18 protein-coding genes, 3 tRNA genes and 1 pseudogene are annotated in these 22,778 nt (G+C 37.8%); 10 read left to right on the forward strand and 12 right to left on the reverse strand.

Annotated features, from left to right (window positions below; all coding sequences use genetic code 11):
- A pseudogene (locus ACI6PS_RS15050) lies at positions 1-2,643 on the reverse strand (hypothetical protein); the annotation flags it as partial.
- A 157-nt stretch (positions 2,644-2,800) separates the two neighbouring features.
- On the opposite strand from ACI6PS_RS15050, the gene folE reads away from it, so the two are divergent.
- The 4 genes from folE to lgt all read left to right on the forward strand — a co-directional run bounded on the left by folE (position 2,801) and on the right by lgt (position 6,395).
- Positions 2,801-3,472 (forward strand): GTP cyclohydrolase I FolE, encoded by a 672-nt coding sequence (gene folE / locus ACI6PS_RS15055; protein ID WP_421013401.1) that lies wholly within the window; start codon positions 2,801-2,803, stop codon positions 3,470-3,472.
- Positions 3,473-3,639: 167 nt separating this feature from the next.
- Positions 3,640-5,133, forward strand: a complete 1,494-nt coding sequence (gene cysS / locus ACI6PS_RS15060) for a cysteine--tRNA ligase (protein ID WP_421013402.1) — start codon at positions 3,640-3,642, stop codon at positions 5,131-5,133.
- Between the two features lie 25 nt (positions 5,134-5,158).
- Entirely contained in the window at positions 5,159-5,407 is a 249-nt protein-coding gene (gene yidD / locus ACI6PS_RS15065; protein ID WP_421013403.1) for a membrane protein insertion efficiency factor YidD, read from the forward strand.
- A 49-nt stretch (positions 5,408-5,456) separates the two neighbouring features.
- The gene (gene lgt, locus ACI6PS_RS15070) at positions 5,457-6,395 is read left to right on the forward strand and encodes a prolipoprotein diacylglyceryl transferase (protein ID WP_421013404.1); all 939 of its coding nucleotides are present in this window, start codon (positions 5,457-5,459) and stop codon (positions 6,393-6,395) included.
- Positions 6,396-6,685: 290 nt separating this feature from the next.
- Here the strand turns inward: lgt and typA are convergent, their stop codons facing one another.
- Positions 6,686-8,482 carry a translational GTPase TypA gene (gene typA / locus ACI6PS_RS15075; protein ID WP_421013405.1) on the reverse strand — a complete coding sequence of 599 codons (1,797 nt, stop codon included), beginning with the start codon at positions 8,480-8,482 and terminating at the stop codon, positions 6,686-6,688.
- Positions 8,483-8,647: 165 nt separating this feature from the next.
- Here typA and ACI6PS_RS15080 point away from each other — a divergent pair, with 165 nt between their 5' ends.
- On the forward strand, positions 8,648-10,363 hold the full coding sequence (locus ACI6PS_RS15080; protein ID WP_421013406.1) for a PAS domain-containing sensor histidine kinase: 1,716 nt from the start codon (positions 8,648-8,650) through the stop codon (positions 10,361-10,363).
- Positions 10,363-10,773 carry a response regulator gene (locus ACI6PS_RS15085; RefSeq protein ID WP_421013407.1) on the forward strand — a complete coding sequence of 137 codons (411 nt, stop codon included), beginning with the start codon at positions 10,363-10,365 and terminating at the stop codon, positions 10,771-10,773. Before ACI6PS_RS15080 ends, ACI6PS_RS15085 begins: the two co-directional genes overlap by 1 nt.
- Positions 10,774-10,901: 128 nt before the next feature.
- On the opposite strand, the gene rpsT is transcribed toward ACI6PS_RS15085, so the two are convergent.
- The 5 genes from rpsT to proS all read right to left on the reverse strand — a co-directional run bounded on the left by rpsT (position 10,902) and on the right by proS (position 13,166).
- On the reverse strand, positions 10,902-11,153 hold the full coding sequence (gene rpsT, locus ACI6PS_RS15090) for a 30S ribosomal protein S20 (RefSeq protein WP_421013408.1): 252 nt from the start codon (positions 11,151-11,153) through the stop codon (positions 10,902-10,904).
- A 156-nt stretch (positions 11,154-11,309) separates the two neighbouring features.
- Positions 11,310-11,381, reverse strand: a tRNA-Glu gene (locus tag ACI6PS_RS15095).
- Between the two features lie 41 nt (positions 11,382-11,422).
- A tRNA-Glu gene (locus ACI6PS_RS15100) sits at positions 11,423-11,494 on the reverse strand.
- 43 nt (positions 11,495-11,537) lie between these two features.
- Positions 11,538-11,609, reverse strand: a tRNA-Glu gene (locus ACI6PS_RS15105).
- A gap of 78 nt (positions 11,610-11,687) precedes the next feature.
- Positions 11,688-13,166, reverse strand: coding sequence for a proline--tRNA ligase (proS, locus tag ACI6PS_RS15110; protein WP_421013409.1), 1,479 nt, complete (start codon positions 13,164-13,166; stop codon positions 11,688-11,690).
- Between the two features lie 101 nt (positions 13,167-13,267).
- Between proS and ACI6PS_RS15115 the strand changes: the two genes are divergently transcribed.
- The 3 genes from ACI6PS_RS15115 to rimO all read left to right on the forward strand — a co-directional run bounded on the left by ACI6PS_RS15115 (position 13,268) and on the right by rimO (position 17,409).
- Positions 13,268-14,263 carry a hypothetical protein gene (locus tag ACI6PS_RS15115; RefSeq protein WP_421013410.1) on the forward strand — a complete coding sequence of 332 codons (996 nt, stop codon included), beginning with the start codon at positions 13,268-13,270 and terminating at the stop codon, positions 14,261-14,263.
- Positions 14,264-14,347: 84 nt separating this feature from the next.
- Positions 14,348-15,841 (forward strand): OmpP1/FadL family transporter, encoded by a 1,494-nt coding sequence (locus ACI6PS_RS15120; RefSeq protein ID WP_421013411.1) that lies wholly within the window; start codon positions 14,348-14,350, stop codon positions 15,839-15,841.
- A 248-nt stretch (positions 15,842-16,089) separates the two neighbouring features.
- Entirely contained in the window at positions 16,090-17,409 is a 1,320-nt protein-coding gene (gene rimO / locus ACI6PS_RS15125; protein ID WP_421013412.1) for a 30S ribosomal protein S12 methylthiotransferase RimO, read from the forward strand.
- A 56-nt stretch (positions 17,410-17,465) separates the two neighbouring features.
- Here rimO and ACI6PS_RS15130 read toward each other — a convergent pair whose 3' ends face one another.
- The 3 genes from ACI6PS_RS15130 to ACI6PS_RS15140 all read right to left on the reverse strand — a co-directional run bounded on the left by ACI6PS_RS15130 (position 17,466) and on the right by ACI6PS_RS15140 (position 20,234).
- Positions 17,466-18,983, reverse strand: coding sequence for a carboxypeptidase-like regulatory domain-containing protein (locus tag ACI6PS_RS15130; protein WP_421013413.1), 1,518 nt, complete (start codon positions 18,981-18,983; stop codon positions 17,466-17,468).
- Between the two features lie 92 nt (positions 18,984-19,075).
- On the reverse strand, positions 19,076-19,573 hold the full coding sequence (locus ACI6PS_RS15135; protein WP_421013414.1) for a GNAT family N-acetyltransferase: 498 nt from the start codon (positions 19,571-19,573) through the stop codon (positions 19,076-19,078).
- 70 nt (positions 19,574-19,643) lie between these two features.
- Positions 19,644-20,234 carry a hypothetical protein gene (locus ACI6PS_RS15140; RefSeq protein ID WP_421013415.1) on the reverse strand — a complete coding sequence of 197 codons (591 nt, stop codon included), beginning with the start codon at positions 20,232-20,234 and terminating at the stop codon, positions 19,644-19,646.
- Positions 20,235-20,503: 269 nt separating this feature from the next.
- Here ACI6PS_RS15140 and ACI6PS_RS15145 point away from each other — a divergent pair, with 269 nt between their 5' ends.
- A complete protein-coding gene (locus ACI6PS_RS15145) occupies positions 20,504-21,424 on the forward strand; it encodes a glutaminase (RefSeq protein WP_421013416.1) in 921 nt (306 codons plus the stop codon).
- A gap of 228 nt (positions 21,425-21,652) precedes the next feature.
- Here the strand turns inward: ACI6PS_RS15145 and ACI6PS_RS15150 are convergent, their stop codons facing one another.
- Both ACI6PS_RS15150 and ACI6PS_RS15155 read right to left on the reverse strand, forming a co-directional pair.
- On the reverse strand, positions 21,653-22,090 hold the full coding sequence (locus ACI6PS_RS15150) for a lipocalin family protein (RefSeq protein ID WP_421013417.1): 438 nt from the start codon (positions 22,088-22,090) through the stop codon (positions 21,653-21,655).
- A gap of 376 nt (positions 22,091-22,466) precedes the next feature.
- Positions 22,467-22,778: hypothetical protein (locus ACI6PS_RS15155; protein WP_421013418.1), on the reverse strand; the 312-nt coding region annotated here is incomplete at its 5' end.

Here is a 22,778-nt window from a genome sequence, read left to right on the forward strand (position 1 = left end):
CAAGGTGAAGGTGTAGCTTAGGTTGGGATCCGGAAGGTTCACTGTGTCAAGGGTGAAGTTTCCTGATCCGTCCAGTGAGGCGTTACCGCTTACAGTTGACGCACCATTGCTATAGGTATAGGCAACATTCGCATTTGGTGTTCCCGTAAACTGGATAGTCGGTGCCGTGTTCTGGCAAACCGTTGGCGTAGTTGTAGTGAAGCTTGCCGTTGGCAGGGCATTTACCGTCAAGGCCGCCGTTTCGCCAGTAAGTGCGTTCGAGCATCCGCTTGTTCCGGTGGTGGCTATATTTGTAAGCTCATAGGTGAACGTTCCTGCTGTATTCTGTACAGCTGTAGTAACCAGCAATTGGCCAGAAGTTGGAAGTATAACATCAGGTGCTGTTACGCCATCAATCTTATAGGTCACAGTAGCCCCTGGGGTTCCCTGGATCGTGAAGCTTCCTGCAGTTCCCAAACAGATAACCGGATCGGTGAAGCCGACCATCGTAGCTGTAGGAAGGCCTACGGAGATTGTAGTAACCGTATTAAAAGTTCCTGCTGGAACCGTAAAAGTACATGCTGGAATTGTATTTCCAGTAACGCTTGTAATGGTGTAAGTTATTGGTGCCGTTAATACAGGAGTGGTAAATTGTGCGCTTCCTGCAGCATCTAAAGTTACAGTATTATTGGTTGATCCATTATTGAATGTAACAGTTGCACCAGGTGTTCCTGTAAAAGCCAAATAAGTAAATTCATTTGTACATATTGTTGGATTAACAAATACAAAACTAGCCTCGGGTGTAGGATGAACCGTTAGGGTCACACTTTGAGTAGCAGAATTTGCACCAGAAATAGTAGCAAAAACACTATAAGTATAATCGCCCGGAGCTGAGGGAACCGGAACGTTTACTGGATCTTTAACATTAGAAGTAAATCCATTTGGACCAGTCCAAGTGTAAGTCGCACCTGGACCTGCATCAGAAGTTGTGAGATTGAAAGTTGGTGTTCCCTCGCAAACTGGAGTTGGTGTTACTGGAGTTGTACTGAAACAGCCTTCGATTAAAACAGTAGTCGTGGTAATATATTCAGGACAAGAACCCGGAACTTCAGGAATAGTATATGTAACCGTGTAAGTTGCTGGAGTAGCTCCCGTTAAATCCAATTCTCCTGTGGTAGGATCTATTATCAAACCAGTAGTTGGAGCAATCGTATAAGTTCCACCTGGAGTAAGTGCATCTAAAACAGGAGGCATTGCAGGATTAGAATTCATACAAAATCCTGGACTGCCACCATCATCAGGATAAGAGAATGTTCCCGAAGGGTTCCCTCCTTGAAGCGTAAAAGTCCTGACGTTATGACAACCAGTACCTGTTGCATCAACAATCAATACATATATTGTGTAGGGGTCGCTGTTTGGAAGCGTAAAATTATTTAGTTGAGCTGGGGTTAATGCTTGAGAAGTTTGTTTGTTGTATGCCGCAGTTGCATTTTCTTCTCTAAAATAATAAATCTCGTAATCGAATTCTGTATATCCATTTAAAATATAAGTATCCTGATTGATTGTAGGAAAAACATAAGGAGCAGGATTTGAAGTACACAAAGTGATATCAACTGGATCCAAAACTGGCAAATCAGGTGCTACGCTTAAAGTAATATCCGCAGTTGCCTGTGCCGTAGTGGTTCCGTTTATATAGGTAACAACTGCAGTTATGGTTTCAGGAACATCTTCATCTTCTATACAAACATTCAAAGGATTTCCAGTACCTAAAACAGTTCCACTTGCATCTTCCCAAGTCAAAGTAACCAAATCTGGCCCTACTCCACTAGGAACAAAACGCCACCCTTGATTAGTTGCTCCCCATGACCCTGTATTTCTGCCTGGTGGTGTATCACCGGCTGTACCTGCCTGGTTTTGCACACCAATTACACCATTCCCACTATTCCAAGTAGTACAAGACGATCTTTTTCTAACGGTAACATCAATTACATTGGTTGTTTCGTAAATTACGATTTGACTGGTTTGCAATCCTATATCCTGCTCTACTGTTGCTCCAAGGGTTCCATTACATTGAAATTGAGGTAATCTATTAAAGTTGGCTACAAAATATCTATTAGGAGCAGTTCCACCTACATAGTAGTTAACATTTTGAATTAGTGGATCTTGAATGGGTGGCGTAGCCATATTTGTATCTTGGTAAACCCCATAAATTGAATTTGTTATTGGAAATCCTGTATTAGGAACTGTCTGATTATAAGCCCATGCACATCCTCCACCGGGTTGTTGAGTACCACCAGGCACAACTCCTGCAATATCAAAAGTTATTACGCCATTTGAGCCGACTAGTACTTTATCATAGTTCTGACCATAAAAATTGAAGCTAAATGGCAATTGAAAAATGGGCGACCAAACATCATCTGTTGTAACAACCAAAACCGTTCCCCCTGTATAAGAATATAAATTCTGATAAATAATTTCCTCAACAGTATAATCCGTAGTTGGTTTTGTAATAAAATAGTCTGCTGTCAAGTCAACACAACCACCTTCAACACAAACTGCCGAGGGCTGCTGGATGGAAACTTCAACAATTGGCGCCTGCTGTGCAAACGTACAATAACTACTTATCAGGAATAAGCAGATGATTAATAGATATTTATTTTTCATTTTTAAAATTTTTAGGCAGCGAAATTTACAAAAAAATAACATATAATTATGACTAATTTTAAATTATTTGAAAAATTAACAGCTATGGAAGGACTTTGAATTTTATTATTTATCTTTGTAGCTTTAGTGTTTACACGTAATATAATATTAAAATTTAATGATAAATAGCGAAGATTTTCAAGACGAAATTGGAAACAATCACATTGCTACAAGCGCTCAAAATCCTATCAGAAATGATGCTTTTGAACTTACTGATGACCAAAAAATTGAATCGATAAAAAAAGACGTTCAGAATATACTTCTTACCCTTGGAATGGACCTTAATGATGACAGCATGAAAGGAACACCTAATCGTGTGGCCAAAATGTTTGTAAAGGAAATTTTTGGTGGTTTGAACCCTGCAAAAAAACCAAGTGCTTCAACGTTTGACAACAATTATAAGTACGGCGAGATGTTGGTTGAAAAAAACATTACGCTTTATTCTACTTGCGAGCATCACCTGCTTCCTATCATCGGAAGAGCTCATATTGCTTACATTTCGAGCGGAAGAGTTGTTGGGCTATCCAAGATGAATCGTATCGTGGATTATTTTGCCAAAAGACCTCAGGTCCAAGAACGTTTAACAATGCAAATTGTTCAGGAATTGCAAAAGGTTTTAGGAACTGAAGACGTTGCCTGTGTAATTGATGCAAAGCATTTATGCGTAAACTCGAGAGGAATTCGCGATATTGAAAGCAGTACGGTAACTTCTGAATTTTGTGGGAAATTTAAAGAAGAATCTACCCGAAGAGAATTTCTTGATTATATAAAATTGGAAACGAAATTCTAAAACAAATTTTCCTATATTGCAGATAAACTAGCACACGATAGTTCCGAGATTTCGGAAGAAATCCTTTTATTTTTTTAAAGAAAAAAATAAAAGATTGGAACGGATTGCTTCGCCAATTCGGCTGTTAGCCTCGGGTGCAGGATTAGCTCCTTAAAAAAAAAAAGAATATGCCATCATATAAAAATCACCCGCTGAAGATTTATAATTCCCTTTCGGGAGAAAAGGAAACATTTACTCCAATTCACGAAGGAAATATTGGGATGTACGTTTGTGGCCCAACAGTTTACAGCAATGTGCATTTGGGAAATGTGAGGACTTTTATGTCTTTTGATGTGATTTACAGGTATTTGATTCATATTGGATACAAGGTCCGCTATGTGAGAAACATTACGGATGCAGGCCATTTGACCGATGACGGCGATGTGGAAAACGACCGTTTTGTAAAGCAATCGAAATTGGAAAAATTGGAACCAATGGAAATTGTTCAGAAATATTCGGTTGATTTTCATAAGGTATTGGATGCTTTCAACTTCCTACCTCCTACAATTGAACCTACCGCAACGGGACATATTATTGAACAGATCGAACTTACACAGAAATTAATCAGCCTTGGATTTGCTTACGAAAGCAACGGTTCTGTTTATTTTGACGTATTGGCTTACAATGAAAAAGGCTTGAATTATGGCGAATTGAGCAATAGAAATATTGATGAACTTTTTGCGAATACGAGAGACCTTGACGGACAAAGCGAAAAGAAAAACCCTCAGGATTTTGCGCTTTGGAAAAGTGCTTCTCCGGCACACATTATGCGATGGAATTCTCCTTGGGGAGATGGTTTTCCAGGTTGGCATTTAGAGTGTACAGCGATGAGTACGAAATATTTAGGTGAAACGTTTGACATTCACGGTGGCGGAATGGATTTGAAATTTCCACACCACGAATGCGAAATAGCGCAAGGAAAAGCCTGTAATGGAACTGCTCCGGTAAATTACTGGATGCATACCAACATGCTTACGATGAACGGTTTGAGAATGAGTAAGTCTACTGGTAATTATATTTTACCAATGGAATTGCTAACTGGTAACAATACTTTTTTTGAAAAGCAATTTGAACCGAATATAGTGCGTTTTTGCTTTCTACAGGCACATTACAGAAGTGTCTTGGATATTTCGAACGATGCGATGGTGGCGAGTGAGAAAGGTTGCAACCGATTGTTGGAATCGCATAAATTGATTGCATCATTAAAAGCAAGTACAACTTCGACCTTAGACATTGCTTCTTGGAGACAGAGTTGCTACGATGCAATGGACGATGATTTCAATTCTCCGATTTTGATTGCACAATTGTTTGAAGGAGCTCGTTTTATCAATTTGGTTAACGACGGAAAGGAAACGTTGACTGCCGATGATATTCAACTTTTGGAAACTACTATTTCAAGCTTTTTGTTTGATGTCTTAGGAATCAACAATGAAGCTTCATCAAGTGGTGTCGCTTTGATTTCTGAAAAATTAAAAGGAACTGTTGAAATGTTGATTCAGATGAGAAATACTGCAAGAGCCAACAAGGATTTTGCAATGTCCGACCAAATTAGAGACCAACTGATTGCACTTGGAATTCAATTGAAAGACGGAAAAGACGGCACAAGTTTTAGTGTTCAATAGTATGCCAAATTAAAAGCGAATGACGATGTTTAGAAAAATTATCCTATTTCCTTTTATCTTTTTAATCCGATTCTATCAATTGGTTATTTCTCCTATTTTGCCTTCGGCTTGTAGGTTTCAACCCACTTGTTCGCAATACATGTTAGAGGCTTTGCAAATTCACGGATTGTTTAAAGGTGGCTATTTAGGAACGAAACGCATTTTGAGTTGCCATCCTTGGGGGAAAACAGGTTACGACCCGGTTCCTCAAAAAAACTGCAATCATAAACATTAATTTACTTTCAAATCTTTATTTTTACACAACATAACTTCATAAAATAAATATGACACATACATTAGGGATTGTTTGGAATCCATCAGAAGGAATTGATTTAGGCTTTTTTGTCGTTAGATATTACAGCCTTATGTGGGTTGTTGCCTTCGGTTTGGGTTGGTATATTATGAAAAAGATTTTCGACAGGGAAAACGAACCGGTTGAAAAACTGGATTCTCTTTTCATCTGGACGATTCTAGCAACCTTACTTGGAGCTCGTTTGGGTCACGTTTTATTTTATCAGTCGGAACTTATTTTTCAAGACCCTTTGAGTGTTTTGTTGCCAATTAGAACTGTGCCAGATTTCAAATTCACTGGTTTCAGCGGATTAGCAAGTCACGGAGCAACCATCGCCATCATTATTGCGATGTTCTATTTCAGCAGGAAAGTAATGAAAAGGTCGATGCTATGGGTTTTAGACAGAGTAGTTATTCCGTGTGCAAGTGGAGCAATTTTCGTGCGATTGGGCAACTTTTTCAATTCAGAAATTTATGGTCATGAAACTTCTGGTGATGCTTTTTATGCAGTTAAATTTATCCGTGAAGAAGAGTTTTGGGCAAGACAAGATGTTCAGGATTTGACACAAGCTACGACAGAAAATGAAGGTTACAAGATGATTCAGAATGACCCTCGATTTTCGGATATCTTATCGCAAATCCCTTTCAGGCATCCATCTCAGATGTATGAAGCATTTGGATATGTTTTTGTATTCTTGATTTTGTTTTATGCGTATTGGAAAACAGATGCACGAGAAAAGCAAGGCCTTTTGTTTGGATTGTTTTTGGTGATGCTTTTCACGGTTCGCTTTATCGTTGAATATGTGAAGCAAAGTCAAGGTGGTTTCGAGGAAGAACTTGGATTACTTTCTACAGGACAATGGTTGAGTATTCCTTTTATTATTGTTGGATTGTATTTTGTTTTTAAGGCTAAAAAAGTTGCAACTGCATAAATAAAAAATTATATTATATTTTAAAACCGAAGTTTGCGCTTCGGTTTTTTTTGTGATTAAAATTATCCGCAATGCTAATCGACAAACTGCATCATTAGCCCTGATTATAGTGGAAAGCCCACAGGCAAAAAAGCTATTTTTTCTTGGCAGAAAACAGCGACCAACGGAAGCTCGTTTTCTGACTTAGAAAAAAAGCTTTTTGCCGAGGACTTGAAACGAAAAGCAGGAAATAGCTTCAATAAAAAAAGCCACTCTTTTCAGAATGGCTTGATTTTATAAAGAGAAACGTATTAGATTTTAAAACGTTTTCTATCTGTTTCAGTTAAGTAAATCTTTCTTAAACGGATTGATTTTGGTGTAACTTCCACGTACTCATCTTTTTGAATGTACTCTAAAGCTTCTTCAAGAGAGAAAATGATTGGCGGGATGATTCTCGCTTTTTCATCGTTTCCAGAAGAACGAACGTTGGATTGTTTTTTCTCTTTCGTTACGTTTACACACATGTCATCTGCACGAGAGTTTTCTCCAATTACCTGACCTTCATAAATTTCAGAGTTAGGCTCGATGAAGAATTTACCACGATCTTGCAATTTATCAAGAGAATAAGGAATTGCTTTTCCTTTTTCCATAGAAATCAATGAACCTTTGTTACGTCCGGCAATTTCTCCTTTGTAAGGCTCGTATCCAATGAAACGGTGTGCCATAATAGCCTCACCAGCCGTAGCTGTAAGCAATTGGTTACGCAATCCAATGATTCCACGAGAAGGAATATTGAATTTGATGATCATACGCTCGCCTTTTGTTTCCATGCTCAACATTTCACCTTTACGAAGCGTTACAAACTCTACCGCTCTTCCTGAAAGATTTTCTGGCAAGTCAATTGTTAATTCTTCGATTGGCTCACACTTCACACCATCAACTTCTTTGATGATAACTTGTGGCTGACCGATTTGTAACTCGTATCCTTCTCTTCTCATTGTTTCAATAAGAACAGACAAGTGCAATACGCCACGACCAAAAACCATGAATTTATCTGCAGAATCAGTTTCGCCCAACTTCATAGCCAAGTTTTTCTCTAATTCTTTTGTCAAACGCTCACGGATATGACGAGAAGTTACGAATTTTCCTTCTTTACCAAAGAAAGGTGAATCGTTAATTGTAAACAACATACTCATTGTTGGCTCATCAATAGCGATAGACGCTAAACCTTCTGGGTTTTCGTGGTCAGAAATGGTATCCCCAATTTCAAAACCTTCAATACCTACGACAGCACAAATATCTCCTGCAATTACTTCAGTAACTTTTTTACGTCCAAGTCCTTCAAAAGTATGCAATTCTTTAATTCTAGATTTTGATATGCTTCCGTCTCTTTTTACCAAAGAGATTGGCATACCTTCTTTCAAAACACCTCTTTCAAGACGACCGATAGCGATACGACCTGTAAAAGCCGAGAAATCCAAAGATGTAATTAACATTTGAGGATTACCTTCAGAAACTTTTGGAGCTGGCACGTGCTCAATAACCATGTCTAATAATGGTTCGATATTTTCAGTTTGGTTTCTCCAATCGTCCGACATCCAGTTGTTTTTTGCAGAACCGTAAACCGCTGGGAAATCCAATTGCTCTTCAGTTGCTCCAAGTTCAAACATCAAGTCGAACACTTTTTCGTGTACTTCTTCCGGCGTACAGTTTTCTTTATCTACTTTATTGATTACAACGCAAGGCTTCAATCCTAAATCGATCGCTTTTTGCAAAACGAAACGAGTTTGTGGCATTGGTCCTTCGAAAGCATCTACCAAAAGGCAAACACCATCGGCCATATTCAATACACGTTCTACTTCTCCACCAAAATCCGCGTGACCAGGTGTGTCGATAATGTTGATTTTTGTTCCTTTATATTGAACTGAAACGTTTTTTGAAGTAATAGTAATACCTCTCTCACGCTCAAGATCATTGTTGTCAAGGATAAGATCTCCCGTGTTTTCGTTGTCACGGAAAAGCTGACAGTGGTACATAATTTTATCAACCAAAGTAGTTTTACCGTGATCGACGTGGGCAATAATTGCAATGTTTCTTATAGATTCCATTCGATTTTTTTAGAAGTTGCAAAAGTACACTTTATTTTGATATAAAAAATGAAAATTATTAGTATAACTTTTTAATAACTCATAATGTATGAATGAATTACGATTTGAGGTTTAGTTTTGGTTCGAAAATCAAAAAGATAATTATAATTTCATATATTTGAAGTAATGAAAAGCAAAGCAAATAAAATAACCTACATCTTCATTTTAGTATCTACGGTTTTTGCAATTGCAAGCATTATTCTATTTAAAGGCCATAACGAACCCCGAAGCCTATTTATTTACCACATCATTGCCGACTTACTTTTTATAATAACTACCGGACTAATACTCAGGTATTTTATAATAAAGAACAACAAAGGAAATTTTTACAGAATTGAAAAACAAAACTTAATCAATTCTGAAATCAAGGAAGCAAAAGAACGATATGACATCGTAGCAAAAGCTACCAGCGATACGGTTTGGGACTGGAAAATAACCGACAACGAATTTACTTGGAACAAAGGAATTCAAAATATTTATGGATACGACAGGGAAGACATTGAAAACACATCCAAATGGTGGTTTGATCGGATTCATCCAGAAGACAGCATCAAAATGTCGGTTAAATTGTATTCCTTCCTAGAACAAAAAACACAGAATTGGCAAGACGAATACCGATTTAAATGCAAGGACGGTTCGTATAAATATGTTTTGGACAGAGGTTTTTTGGTAGTTGATGAAAATGGTGTTGCAACCAGAATGATTGGAGCAATGCAGGACATTACCAAGAAAAAGGAAGAGGAAGAACGTTTGAAACTTTTGGAAACGGTAATTACAAACACCAAAGACGCTGTAGTGATTACAGATTCGGATATTTCGGAATTTGAAATACCTAAAATTGTTTTTGCCAACCAAGCCTTTACAGGAATGTCCGGCTTTGGATATGATGATGTTGTAGGAAAATCACTAAAATCATTCATAGGCGTCGAATCCAATGATATTGAATTTAAAAAATTTACTTCTTCGCTAAAAGCCAAACAGGAATGCGAAGTGGAAACCATCAGCCATAAAAAAAACAATGAAGAATATTGGGTACGTTTTTCGATGGTACCCGTTTTTAATAGTGAAAAAGAGCACACGCATTGGATTTCCATCCAAAGAGATGTAACCGAACAAAAGAAACAGGAGAAAGAGAAAGAACAACTTATCAACGAATTGACCCAAAACAACAAAGATTTAAGACAATTCTCCTATATCACTTCCCACAATTTGAGAGCGCCTTTATCCAATTTGATTGGGCTTTTAAAACTAACCAATGACATTTATATTCCAAATGAAGAATTAAAACTCATTATTGATGGTTTTTCAAAATCGACTCATTTATTAAATGAAACCATTTCCGATTTAGGAAAAGTGGTCATCATCAGGGACAATCCGTCGATTGAAAAACAGAACATTTCGATAGAAGAATCCTTTAACAACGTTATTGAACAAATCAATATTTTAGTCGAAAATAACAAGCCAAGGATAATTATCAATAACGAAAACAACCTTTCAATCTATTCCAACAAAGCTTATTTTGAAAGCATTCTACTGAACCTACTTACAAATTCAATAAAATACAAATCAAACGAGAGAGAACCAATCATTACAATGTCTGTATTTGATCGTGAACAATTTACCGAATTTATCTTTGAAGACAACGGCATTGGAATCGATTTAAAGAAATACAGCGAAAAGCTTTTTGGATTATACCAAAGATTCCACAACTATCCTGACAGCAAAGGATTGGGACTTTATTTGGTAAAATCACAAATTGAAAGTATGGGAGGCGAAATCCAAGTTGACAGCGAGGTCAACAAAGGCACCAAATTTATTATAAAATTCAAGAAACAAAACTAATGTTACAAAAAGTAATCTGTGTAGACGACGACCCCATCGCGTTGTTACTGTCAAAATTAGTCATTTCCAAAGCAAACTTTGCTTCCCAAATCGTAACCTGCGTCAATGGTGAAGAAGCAGTGAAATACTTAGAAAATCCCGAAACAATTGAAGAAAATTCAAATTCAGAGCAACCTCTGCTTATCCTACTCGATCTGAATATGCCTGTAATGGATGGATGGGAATTCTTGGAACAATTTAGCAGTAAATTGCAAGACATTTACAACAGCACCAAAATCATCTTGCTTTCCTCTTCCATTGATCCGAATGACATCAAGAAATCAAAAGACTTTTCGATGGTCGTAGATTTCCTACCGAAACCGCTCACTAAGGAAATGCTCATTCTAATTTCTGAAAAGATAAGTCAATAAAACTATTAGCTCTCTTAACGAGAGCTTTTATTTTTTTTATGCACGAGCTTAAAAATAGGCTTAATTATACGCATAAAAAAAAGCTCTCAAATTGAGAGCTTTCATTTATAAAGTAAGTTGTAATTCAATTACAATTTAGCAACATGCTTAGTTAACTTAGATTTCAAGTTAGAAGCTTTGTTATCGTGAATGATATTTTTCTTAGCTAACTTATCAACCATAGAAATAACAGCAGATAACTTAGAAGAAGCATCAGCTTTATCTGTAGCTAATCTTAATGCTTTAATTGCATTACGAGTAGTTTTGTGTTGGTATCTGTTTAATACTCTTTTCTTTTCGTTACTTCTGATTCTTTTTAATGCTGACTTATGATTTGCCATTTCTTTTTAATTTTAGATGTAATAATTATTATAAATACTAGCTAAAAAAGAAAAACCTCCCACATTTGCCTAGGCGAACACTTTGGTTTTAACTAACAAAATAAAACCCGAGACACCAGATTTTATTTTATAAAACTTATTCACAACTAATTTTAGTAGTCCGTAAGGGAATCGAACCCCTGTTACCAAGATGAAATCTTGGCGTCCTAACCCCTAGACGAACGGACCTTATTCCTCTAGTTACCCACCCGAAGGCAAGTTTGTTTTTGTAGCCCGTGGGGGAATCGAACCCCCCTTACCAGGATGAAAACCTGGCGTCCTAACCGATAGACGAACGGGCCATTTTATTTCTCAATATTTCAAGAACCTATTTTGCAAAAAAAGTAGCCCGTGGGGGAATCGAACCCCCCTTACCAGGATGAAAACCTGGCGTCCTAACCGATAGACGAACGGGCCTTGCTTCTCTAATGCGGATGCAAAAATACAACTATTTTTTATTCGCACAATAGCTACCTTAAAATTTTTTATTTTTTTTTAATATGCTTTCGCAAAAAGCACTCTTCCAGTTGATGGTTTTCCAGTAAACACACAGCTTCCCGCCTCTTCTACTCGATCCAAAGCAATGCATCTGATGGTTGCTTTTGTCAATTCCTTGATCTTTTCTTCTGTTTCGGCAGTACCATCCCAATGTGCTGATACAAAGCCGGTTTTATTCTCTAAAACATCTTTAAACTCTTCAAAGGAATTTACTTCGGTAATATGATCGTTTCTGTAATTTAAGGCCTTATTGAACAAATCATCTTGGATTTTTTCCAATAAATCGCTCACATAATTTACGATTCCGTCTTTCAGAACCACTTCTTTGGTCAAAGTATCTCTTCGAGCCACTTCGAAAGTTCCATTTTCTAAATCCTTAGGACCAACTGCAATTCGAACCGGAACACCTTTCAATTCCCATTCCGCAAACTTGAAGCCTGGTTTTTGAGTGGTTCTGTCATCAAACTTAACCGAAATTCTTAACTTTTTGAATTGCGTAACCAATGTATGAGCAACCTCAGAAATTGCTTTAAATTCTTCTTCTGTTTTATAAATAGGAACAATCACAATTTGAATTGGAGCTAAATTTGGAGGCAACACCAATCCGTTATCATCTGAATGCGTCATTACCAACGCCCCCATCAAACGTGTTGAAACTCCCCAAGAAGTTCCCCAAACGTATTCCTGCTTTCCTTCGGCAGTTGCAAATTTCACATCAAATGCTTTTGCAAAATTCTGACCCAAGAAATGCGAAGTCCCCGCCTGAAGCGCTTTTCCATCCTGCATCAATGCTTCAATACAATAGGTTTCATCAGCTCCAGCAAAACGCTCAGTTTCAGTTTTTAGTCCTTTTATTACCGGAATCGCCATAAAATTCTGGACGAAATCAGCATATACATTCATCATTTGTTCTGATTCTGCAATAGCTTCATCTTTTGTAGCGTGTGTTGTATGACCTTCTTGCCATAAGAATTCAGCTGTTCGCAAAAACAATCTTGTTCTCATTTCCCAACGCACCACATTTGCCCATTGGTTAATCAACAAAGGCAAATCTCTATAAGATTGCACCCATCCTTTATATGTCGACCAAATAATCGCTTCACTTGTAGGACGAACTATAAGTTCCTCCTCCAATTTGGCATTTGGGTCAACCATTAATTTTCCTGGCTTATCAGGATCGTTTTTCAATCTATAATGTGTTACAATAGCACATTCCTTTGCAAATCCTTCGGCATTTTTCTCTTCTGCCTCGAACATACTCTTGGGTACGAACAACGGAAAATAGGCGTTTTGATGTCCGGTTTCCTTGAACATTCTGTCAAGCTCCGCTTGCATTTTTTCCCATATCGCATAACCGTAAGGTTTGATAACCATACAGCCTCTAACACCTGAATTTTCGGCAAGATCTGCCTTTACAACCAGCTCGTTATACCACTTCGAATAATCCTCTGATCGCGTTGTTAAGTTCTTACTCATAATGAATAGTTTGGCACAAATATTGTTTAACTTATTTTAACTAAATAGTTCAGCAAAACTAACTATTTTTGTATTGTCCAACAATAAAAATACCCACAGATATGAAAACTAATTATTTTTCTACAAAATCGCTTTCCGTGTTTTCTCTTATCGGATTGGTTGGCCTTTTAGTTACGTCTTGCGGTTCCTATCAAAACAGCTCCTATTATGACAGGGACGGAATATATAATTCTAATAGAAACAACAACAATCAAGTTGCTAATTCGGCTTCAAGCCAAGAATATAGAAACTATTTCGAATCAAGGATTGAGCCTATCAATGATTCAACGGAGGTTTTTACTGATGTTGAAAACTATTCTTCCAATTATCAAAACGAAGCAGATTACAACAATGGCTACACTTCCTGGGGTGGAAATCCTGAGAGCATTACCGTAAATGTATACGACAACAACTGGGGATGGGGATGGAACAACTGGGGATGGAACAATTGGGGGTATGCTGGATGGTATGGCCCAGGATGGGGAATGGGATGGAACAACTGGTATGGTCCTAGTTGGGGATTCGGATGGGGAGGCTGGTACGGTGCAGGTTGGGGATGGAACAACTGGTACGGACACCCTTACGCCTATGGATATGGAGGCTGGAACAATCATTACTACAATAATAATTTCGCTTACAGCAGTGGCAGAAGAGGTCAATCCTATAACGACGGAAGAAGAAATTATTTAAGCCGTTCCGAAACATCAACTAGAGGTTCTAGAAACTATAACAGTGGCACTTCTGTAAGGAGAACCAATACTAATTCTGTTAGAAATAATAATTTCACAAGAAACAATAGTTTCAATAGCACAAGAAATACCGGCACTAGGAATAGCAATTTCAACTCAACGAGAAATACTTCTCGTAACAACAATTCAAATGTTGCTCCTTCAAGAAATAACAATTCAAACGTGTCACCTACAAGAAACTCAAGCCCTACAAGAAGCAACAATTATTCTCCTGCCCCAAGCAGATCTTCTGGATCAAGTATGGGAGGTGGAAGAAGTGGCGGTTCATCAGGCGGTGGCGGAGGAAGATCTGGTGGCGGAAGAAGATAATCATTACTGACATCAATATACACCTATGTTTAAACTTAAAATGTTATGAGCATAGGTTTTTTTTTGAATTTTAAATTTACGAAAATGAAAAAATTAGTATCTCTACTTATAATCGGCCTTTCAATAAACACATTGCAAGCACAAGACTTTTCAGACGCATTACGATATTCTCAAGACAATCTTAACGGAACTGCACGCTTCAGAGCTATGGGCGGAGCATTTGGCGCACTTGGTGGCGATTTTTCAGCTATATCCGTTAATCCAGCTGGTTCGGCTGTTTTTAGCAACAATGCAGCAGCAATTACTTTAAGCAACTATTCAACTAAAAATAAATCCGATTATTTCGGTACTTCAACCTCTGAAAAGGACAACAGCTTTGACTTAAATCAGCTGGGGGCGGTTTGGGTGTTCCAAGACTATCAAACAAACAGCAAATGGAAAAAATTTACCCTTGCCATCAATTATGAAAACAGCAACAATCTTGATAACAGAATATACTCTCAAGGTATAAATCCTACGAATTCAGTAGCTGATTATTTTATTAGCTATGCTAATGGAATTTCCGAAGGCACTATCACAGGCAATAACTTCGAACAATTGGGATATGCAGGACAGCAGGCTTATCTTGGCTACGAAGGTTTTTTCATTAATCCAACAATTGCTGGAGGAAACCAATATGTTTCTGCATTAAGTGGTACTGGAAATTTTTATCAAGAAAACAGTATTTCTTCTAATGGCTATAATGGAAAACTTTCTTTTAATGCCGCTGCAGAATACAATGACCGTTTTTATTTTGGATTGAATTTAAACAGTCATTTTGTAGATTTTAATCAGACTACGAGTTTTTACGAAGACTATTTGGATTCTCCTAATCATGACACAACAACTGGCGTTCAAGCCTCTAGATTTACAAATGAATTGTATACCTACGGAACTGGATTTTCATTTCAATTAGGAACTATTGCAAAAATTACTAATGAATTTCGCGCCGGTGTTGCCTATGAATCACCAACATGGTACAGCCTCAACGATGAGCTATTACAAACATTGTCTGTGAATTGTGCAGATTGTGGTACCAATGGAAACAGCAGTAACTTTTTTGCCGACCCAAATCTTGTAATAGTATATCCAACTTATAAATTGCGAACTCCAGGCAAATGGACAGGAAGTTTAGCGTATGTTTTTGGAAAAAATGGCTTATTGAGTTTTGATTATATACTTAAAGATTACAGCAATACTAAATTTAGACATTCAACAGAAGTTAACAATCAACTTTCTACTCTTTTGGACACTTCGAATGAATTTAGAGTAGGAGGAGAATACAGGATAAAGGCTTGGAGCCTACGAGCAGGTTATCGTTTTGAAGAAAGCCCTTATAAAAACAGCAACGCTATGGGCGACTTGACAAGCTATTCAGGTGGTTTAGGGTATAATTTTGGTGATGTGAAACTAGATATGTCTTATACATTTGCAAAAAGAGATTACCAACAAGCGTTCTTCTCGCAAGGAATGGTTGACACGGCTACTATCAACAGAAAGAACAATAATGTTTCGTTGACGGTTTTGTTTGAACTTTAAAAGAATATCAATATGATTTGAAATCCATTCGTAGATTCGGGTGGATTTTTTTTTGAAAGATTATTTCAAGAAATAAGTTTCCTCTAGCCCCGATTGAAAGGAAAATCCTTTTTGCTCGCTTCTTTAGCGAGCAAAAAGATTGTACTGGAAAGCGGGACCAAGCGATTATAAAAATTCCTAAATGATTCCGCTTCTAAGAAATAAAAGCGTAATTTTGCACGCTCTAAAAATATTTAGACTTTAATACTATGAGAACCAAATCGTTAAAAAAGAACAAAATTAATGTTATCACTTTAGGATGCTCTAAAAACGTGTACGACAGCGAAGTACTAATGGGACAATTGCGTGCCAGCGGTAAAGACGTTGAACACGAGGCTCCTGCGGAAACAGAGGGCAATATCATCGTGATCAATACCTGCGGTTTTATTGACAATGCAAAGGCAGAATCGGTGAACATGATTTTGGAATATGCCGATAAGAAAGAACGCGGTCTTGTAGATAAAGTTTTTGTAACGGGATGTTTGTCGGAGCGTTACAGACCTGATTTGGAGAAAGAAATTCCAAATGTGGATCAGTATTTTGGAACAACAGAATTGCCTGGATTGTTGAAAGCTTTGGGTGCGGATTACAAACACGAACTTTTAGGTGAACGTTTGACAACCACTCCGAAAAACTATGCCTATTTGAAAATTGCCGAAGGTTGCGACCGACCATGCAGTTTTTGCGCAATTCCGTTGATGAGAGGAAGCCACGTTTCGCAACCTATTGAGAAATTGGTTAAGGAAGCCGAAGGTTTGGCCAAAGACGGCGTGAAAGAATTGATTTTGATCGCTCAAGATTTGACTTATTACGGTTTGGATTTATATAAAAAACGCAACCTTGGTGAATTGCTTGAGGCTTTGGTAAAAGTAGAAGGAATCGAGTGGATCCGTTTGCATTATGCCTTCCCTTCTGGTTTCCCGATGGATGTTTTGGAAATCATGAAGCGTGAGCCGAAGATTTGTAATTATATTGATATTCCGTTGCAACATATTTCGGATAATATCCTGAAGTCGATGCGTCGTGGAACAACACAAGCAAAGACTACAAAATTGTTGAAGGATTTCCGTGAAGCTGTTCCTGGAATTGCCATCAGAACTACTTTAATCGTAGGTTATCCAAGCGAAACAGAAGAAGATTTCAACATCTTGAGAGACTGGGTTCAGGAAATGAAATTTGACAGAATGGGATGTTTTGCTTATTCCCATGAAGAAAATACACATGCCTATTTATTGGAAGATGACGTTCCTGCCGATGTGAAACAAGCACGTGCGAACGAAATCATGGAATTGCAATCGCAGATTTCTTGGGATTTGAATCAGGAAAAAGTGGGTAAAGTTTTCAGATGCATCATCGACCGTAAAGAAGGTGGTCATTTCGTAGGAAGAACAGAATTTGACAGTCCGGATGTGGATAACGAAGTATTGATTGATGCTTCAAAACAATACCTGAAGACAGGTGAATTTGTAAACATCAAAATCATTGAAGCTACAGAGTTTGACCTTTATGGTGAAGCCGTAGTGGAATAATTCAAAATATATAAAATAAAAAGAGCTTCAAACGAAGCTCTTTTTTTGTGTGTTTACTATTCCTCTACAACCTTAAACTGTTTCATTTCTTCCAAAGGTTCAATCGAGGTATAATCCTTCCATATTTTTGGATCGTAGCGTTTGAGTCTTATATATTCAAATTCTTTTTCCTTAACCTCTTCAAGCACACTCGTTTCGATATCTGCCTGCGATATGTTCAGGAACTCCACTTTTTCGGTCATATTTCCTTCCACTTTTATATCAACGGCCACAACATCCTTATCTTCTTTTGTAAGCTCGATGAATTTTAACGGACGGTTCAGATAAAAGTACTGACCTGTTTCGCTCGATGCATATTGCAAATGATAGCCTTCGCCCGAAGCATTCTGTTTGTAGATGATTGTTCCGTTGCTCACGTTTTCGGAAGCCTTGATGCCCAGGAGCCATTTTACATTCAAACCTCCCAAGGTTTTTCCTTTTGCCAGATTATAATCGGCTCTCAGTACTGCAAAATCCTTTTCGGAGATATACAGCTTGCCATAATATTTTGCCTTGCTTTTCTTCGGCTTAAAGCCAATAACATACGCAAACTCATTTTGTGCAGAATAAACGGCTCCTTCATATGTATACTCATAAAGGTCGGTTTGGTTGGCAAAATTCAATTGAGTTCCAAGAACATTATTTTCAGCAAGTAGGCCATAAAGATTTGTTTTTGCCGAACCCAGCTCCGTTCTTTTCTCTTTCTTTTTCTTCTTTTTGTTGAAATCTTTTCTGAGTGAAATCGTGTCACGAGATCCAAACCATCCGCTCTTGATGCGGTAATATTTGGTCGTATCAAGGTGCTTCAAGAAAATATTCGCCGCCATCTTCTCCATGTTGTCTATAGAAACCGCTCTATTTTCGTCCTTCAACTTTGTTGCTTTCACTACTTCAAGCTTGTTGGTAAAAACTGGCTTTTCCTTGCCCGGAAGATTGCCGCTGTAGTAATTCGCCAAGACATCTGTAAATTCCTGTGGCGGATTGTTCATCAGTTTAGACGTAAAGCTCGCCACATCGGCATTGGCTTCCTTCAAAGCACTTTTTGAAAATCCTGTGGATTTTGTAATTTCAATATCAAGTTTTTTAGGCTTGAAGGTTCCGAATTCACGCATAAAAAGTGTCTTTTTCATCGCCTCTGGACGCACGCTATGGTTCTTTTTCAGATTTTCCTTTACCTTGGCCATAACCGCATCAGCGTTTGGCTTTATTTTGTTTACATCTACATCCTCAAGTTCAAAAACACCTGGTTGCAGTTTTACAACATTGTTTTGTTGCTTTAACGTGCTGATGGTCATTTGCTGGCCTACATATCCTAGATAGGAAATTGCCAAAACCGAAGCATCATCATTCTTCTCGGAGATACTGAAAATTCCTTCTTCATTACTAATGAGATTCTCCTTTCCGGATATCAAAATAGTGGCATACGGAATACTTTCTCCTGTTTTAGAATCAACAATCTTTCCTGTTATTGTTTGCGCCATTCCCGAAAGATGGAAAAGCGATGCAAATACGAAAATGAGTAGTCTTTGTTTCATGGGTTTATTGGTTTTTTATAGAAGACGAAATTAAAGGTAAAAAGGTTGCATCAAAAAATAATCTGATACTGTTTTTTCATTTACAGGCATTATCAGTCGTATAAATCACTCCCTTTATTATGAGCGTCAAAGTCAAAAACTCTTTCAAACGCAAGTCCTATCTTTTCGAGCACTTTTATCGAAGCGATGTTCTCTTGCATTGCCCTGCCGACTATAGTTTTCAAATTCAATTTTTCAAAACCATATTCCAGACAAGCCTTTGCACTTTCGGTAGCGTAACCCTTGCTCCAATGCTGTTCAAAAAACCGAAAACCAATATCCGTTTCATCCAAATCCTTTTCGTATTTGAGTCCGCACCAGCCTAGGAATTCATTATTTAATTTATCGATTACTGCCCATCTGCCGTAGCCGTTCTGCTTATAATCCTGATAATTTTTGAGGAAATGCAAGGCTTCTTCAACATCTTTAAAAGCCGCATTTCCTGTATATTTGATGACATTGGGGTTTAGATTCAATTGGTAGAACTGCTCCGCATCGTTTGGGTCGAGTTCCCGCAAGAATAGTCTAGGAGTTTCTAGTATTTTTTTCATAAAATCATTTAGCAGGACTAATTTAAAACAAAAAACCGCAAGTTGCTTTGCGGTTTTTTGTCTATACTCTTTAATCTAAAAGCTCTTTTGGGATAAACTTTCCAAGCAAAACTTTCATAGTTGGACTATCCAAGATAGCAAACTTCCAATTCTTAAGATCCTTAGATTTTGCAATAACAGTCTTTATAGTTACAGTCTTGTAAAAACCACTTTGCGCATCAAAAGTAACATACTCTTCTCCATATTGCTCTTGAAGAGTAGCCATTAGCATTGTATTGTATTCTTGCTCTTCCTCGGGAGTCCTTTTTGGTTCATCAGGACTTTGCAAAAATTTCACTTCCATAATTGCCTTGTTTTTAAACCTAACATAACTGGCCCCCTCTATTTCCCTTACGGGTTCCATATCCGTAATTTCAGGAATTGTGCCTCGAAATTCCATAGAAGGTGTATTCAAAACCGACTCCATCATATTAACCATTTGCTCCCTGGGGATAATCGTAAACAAATCCTCGATGGTATAATCCAGCGCTTCATTTATTTTTTTATCCAATACCAATTGATTGTACTCCCTAAATTGCCTCCTTATTCCTTCCTCATGGTTTTGTGCATTTAAGGGCGAAAAGATTAAAATAAGGAGCAGTACCAAAATGTTTTTTTTCATAGTGTTTGAGTTAGGGTTAGTTTTAATCATGTATCGTTTTACGTCACGAATTCTTTTGCATGATACGAAGATCAAATATAACAAAAGAAGTTTCTATTTAATAAATTAAAAATTAAGCCAACTACCACGTGAAGGGATTCGTGCGGGAACGGGGGGTAATCCCCTATAAAAAATTTTAATCTGCTTAAAAAATTAAAATCTTTTTTATACTAATCCTCTGTTCTAATTCCTAAATTTGACGCCTCATACTGCACTATTGCTTTTAAAAGATGAACCACCACTATCAGAATATAATCGCTTCCATTTTCGACCAAATTAAAGCTGAAGAAAACCCGGGAGCAGTTGCCGCCTACATCCCGGAGCTTGCCCACGTTGATCCCAATCTATTTGCCGTTTCGCTAAAATTGCTCGATGGGCAAAGCATTGATTATGGCAATCACAACACGGGATTTTCCATACAGAGTATCTCGAAGGTGTTGCTGCTTTGCATGGTTTATAAGGAAATTGGCGAAAAAATTTGGGAACGTGTGGATGTGGAACCTTCAGGAAATCCGTTTAACTCGCTGGTGCAGTTGGAATCGGACAATGGTATTCCAAGAAATCCCTTTATCAATGCGGGTGCACTGGTGATTAGCGACATCCTGATCGATCTATACGACGATCCCAGCACTGCTTTTCTGGATTTTGTTAGGGATCTGACCGATTCAGTCAGCATCAACTATTCGGATGTGGTAACCGAAAGCGAACTTAAGAATGGTTTCCGCAATGCAGCTCTCTGCAATTTTATTAAATCTTTTGGAAACATCAAGAACAATCCTGATGATGTGTTGAGGCTTTACAGCCAAATCTGCTCAGTGGAGATGAATTGTTTGGAGCTATGCACAGCCTTTAGTTTCTTGGCAAACGGTGGTAAAAAAACTTCCGACCAAAAACAAATCCTGACCAAAAGCCAAACCAAAAGGGTAAATGCCATTATGCAAACCTGTGGCTTTTATGATGAATCGGGAGAGTTTTCTTTCAGAGTAGGCCTACCCGGAAAAAGTGGTGTCGGAGGTGGAATTGTAGCCTTGTTTCCGGGCCGTTATGTCATTACGGTTTGGAGTCCAAAACTGAATCCGAAAGGAAACTCCTATAGGGGAATGAAATTTCTGGAACTGTTTACAACTGCTACAGAAGAGTCTATTTTTTAATAGATTTTAGAAGCTTAGTTGAAACTTTCAAACTGACCCGATGAACGGATTTCCTTAAGGCTTTAGGCGGACAGAACGAAATTAAATTTGTACCAACTGTTATGGATGTCAGAGTGATCGGGTTGATGATTTTAAGGCTAATATTGACAAAAAACCGCAAGTTGCTTTGCGGTTTTTTTGTTTAATGTTCCTCGGAAGCCGGGGAACTTCAAAGATTATTTTATATTACTAATTCATCCTTTTAAAGTAGCCAACATTTTTATACACTACTCCTTCTGATGGTGTTTCGGTAAAATCCACTTTCATGTCGGTTGCATTTAGGGAAATTACGGTGCCTGTGCTTATAGAAGCATCTGAATTATAGGTGATGGTGGTTCCGTCGAAGGTGTAAGTGCCGCTATCGTCCACAGAAGCATTACAATCTGCATCAAGCTCTAAGGCCACAAAAGTTCCATTGGTTTTAAATTCAACATTGTCAGGACAACTTGCATTTTCTTCCTCTATTATTTGTGTTTGTTGTAACTGACCATTTCTATAATAATCAAATTTTTCGGCTCGCCACTTTCCAACGATTGATGCTGTTGAAGTTCCGTTGTCGTCGCTGCCGCATCCTATAAGAGTGGTTGCGAAAATAAATGTCAATGCTAGTACTATTCTTCTTTTCATGATTTTTTTTTGTTAATTTCTTGCTCCAAATATAGTATTTCTTCTCAATTCTTTGCGTTTCTAAAACTTCCTTTTTATTTTCCCTGTTTAGTTTATCTTTCCAGTTGCGATTCGAAGTGGGGGATTTTGAAAAGTGCGGTTTATTATTTTAATTATAGTCTTTATGCAAATCTTTACATGGCAACCCTCTTCTAGCGTTAGCTTCTAGCCCGGGGCCTGAAACAAAAATACATTTTAATTTTTTATACTCTTTGTGTTCACGAGCTAGAAGCTCACGCCTGCAGGAGAAATTGTAGGAAAATGTAGTATGTTGCTTTTTTAAAGTGGGTGTTTTTTATTTTGAAGTGCCTGCTTTTTATTTTGAAGTGGGTGTTTTTTATTTTAAAGTGCTTGCGTTTGATTGTTTGATAGTTGCGTTTGGTTGTTTGATAGTTGCGTTTGGCTGTTTGATAGTTGCGCATGGCTGTTTGATAGTTGCGCATGGCTGTTTGATAGTTGCGTTTGGCTGTTTGATAGTTGCGTTTGGTTGTTTGATGGTTGCGTTTGGTTGTTTGATAGTTGCGTTTGGCTGTTTGATAGTTGCGTTTGGCTGTTTGATAGTTGCGATTGGTTGTTTGATAGTTGCGTTTGGCTGTTTGATAGTTGCGATTGGTTGTTTGATAGTTGCGTTTGGCTGTTTGATAGTTGC

It is taken from the genome of Flavobacterium sp. PLA-1-15 (genome assembly GCF_049060005.1).
GTDB lineage: Bacteria > Bacteroidota > Bacteroidia > Flavobacteriales > Flavobacteriaceae > Flavobacterium.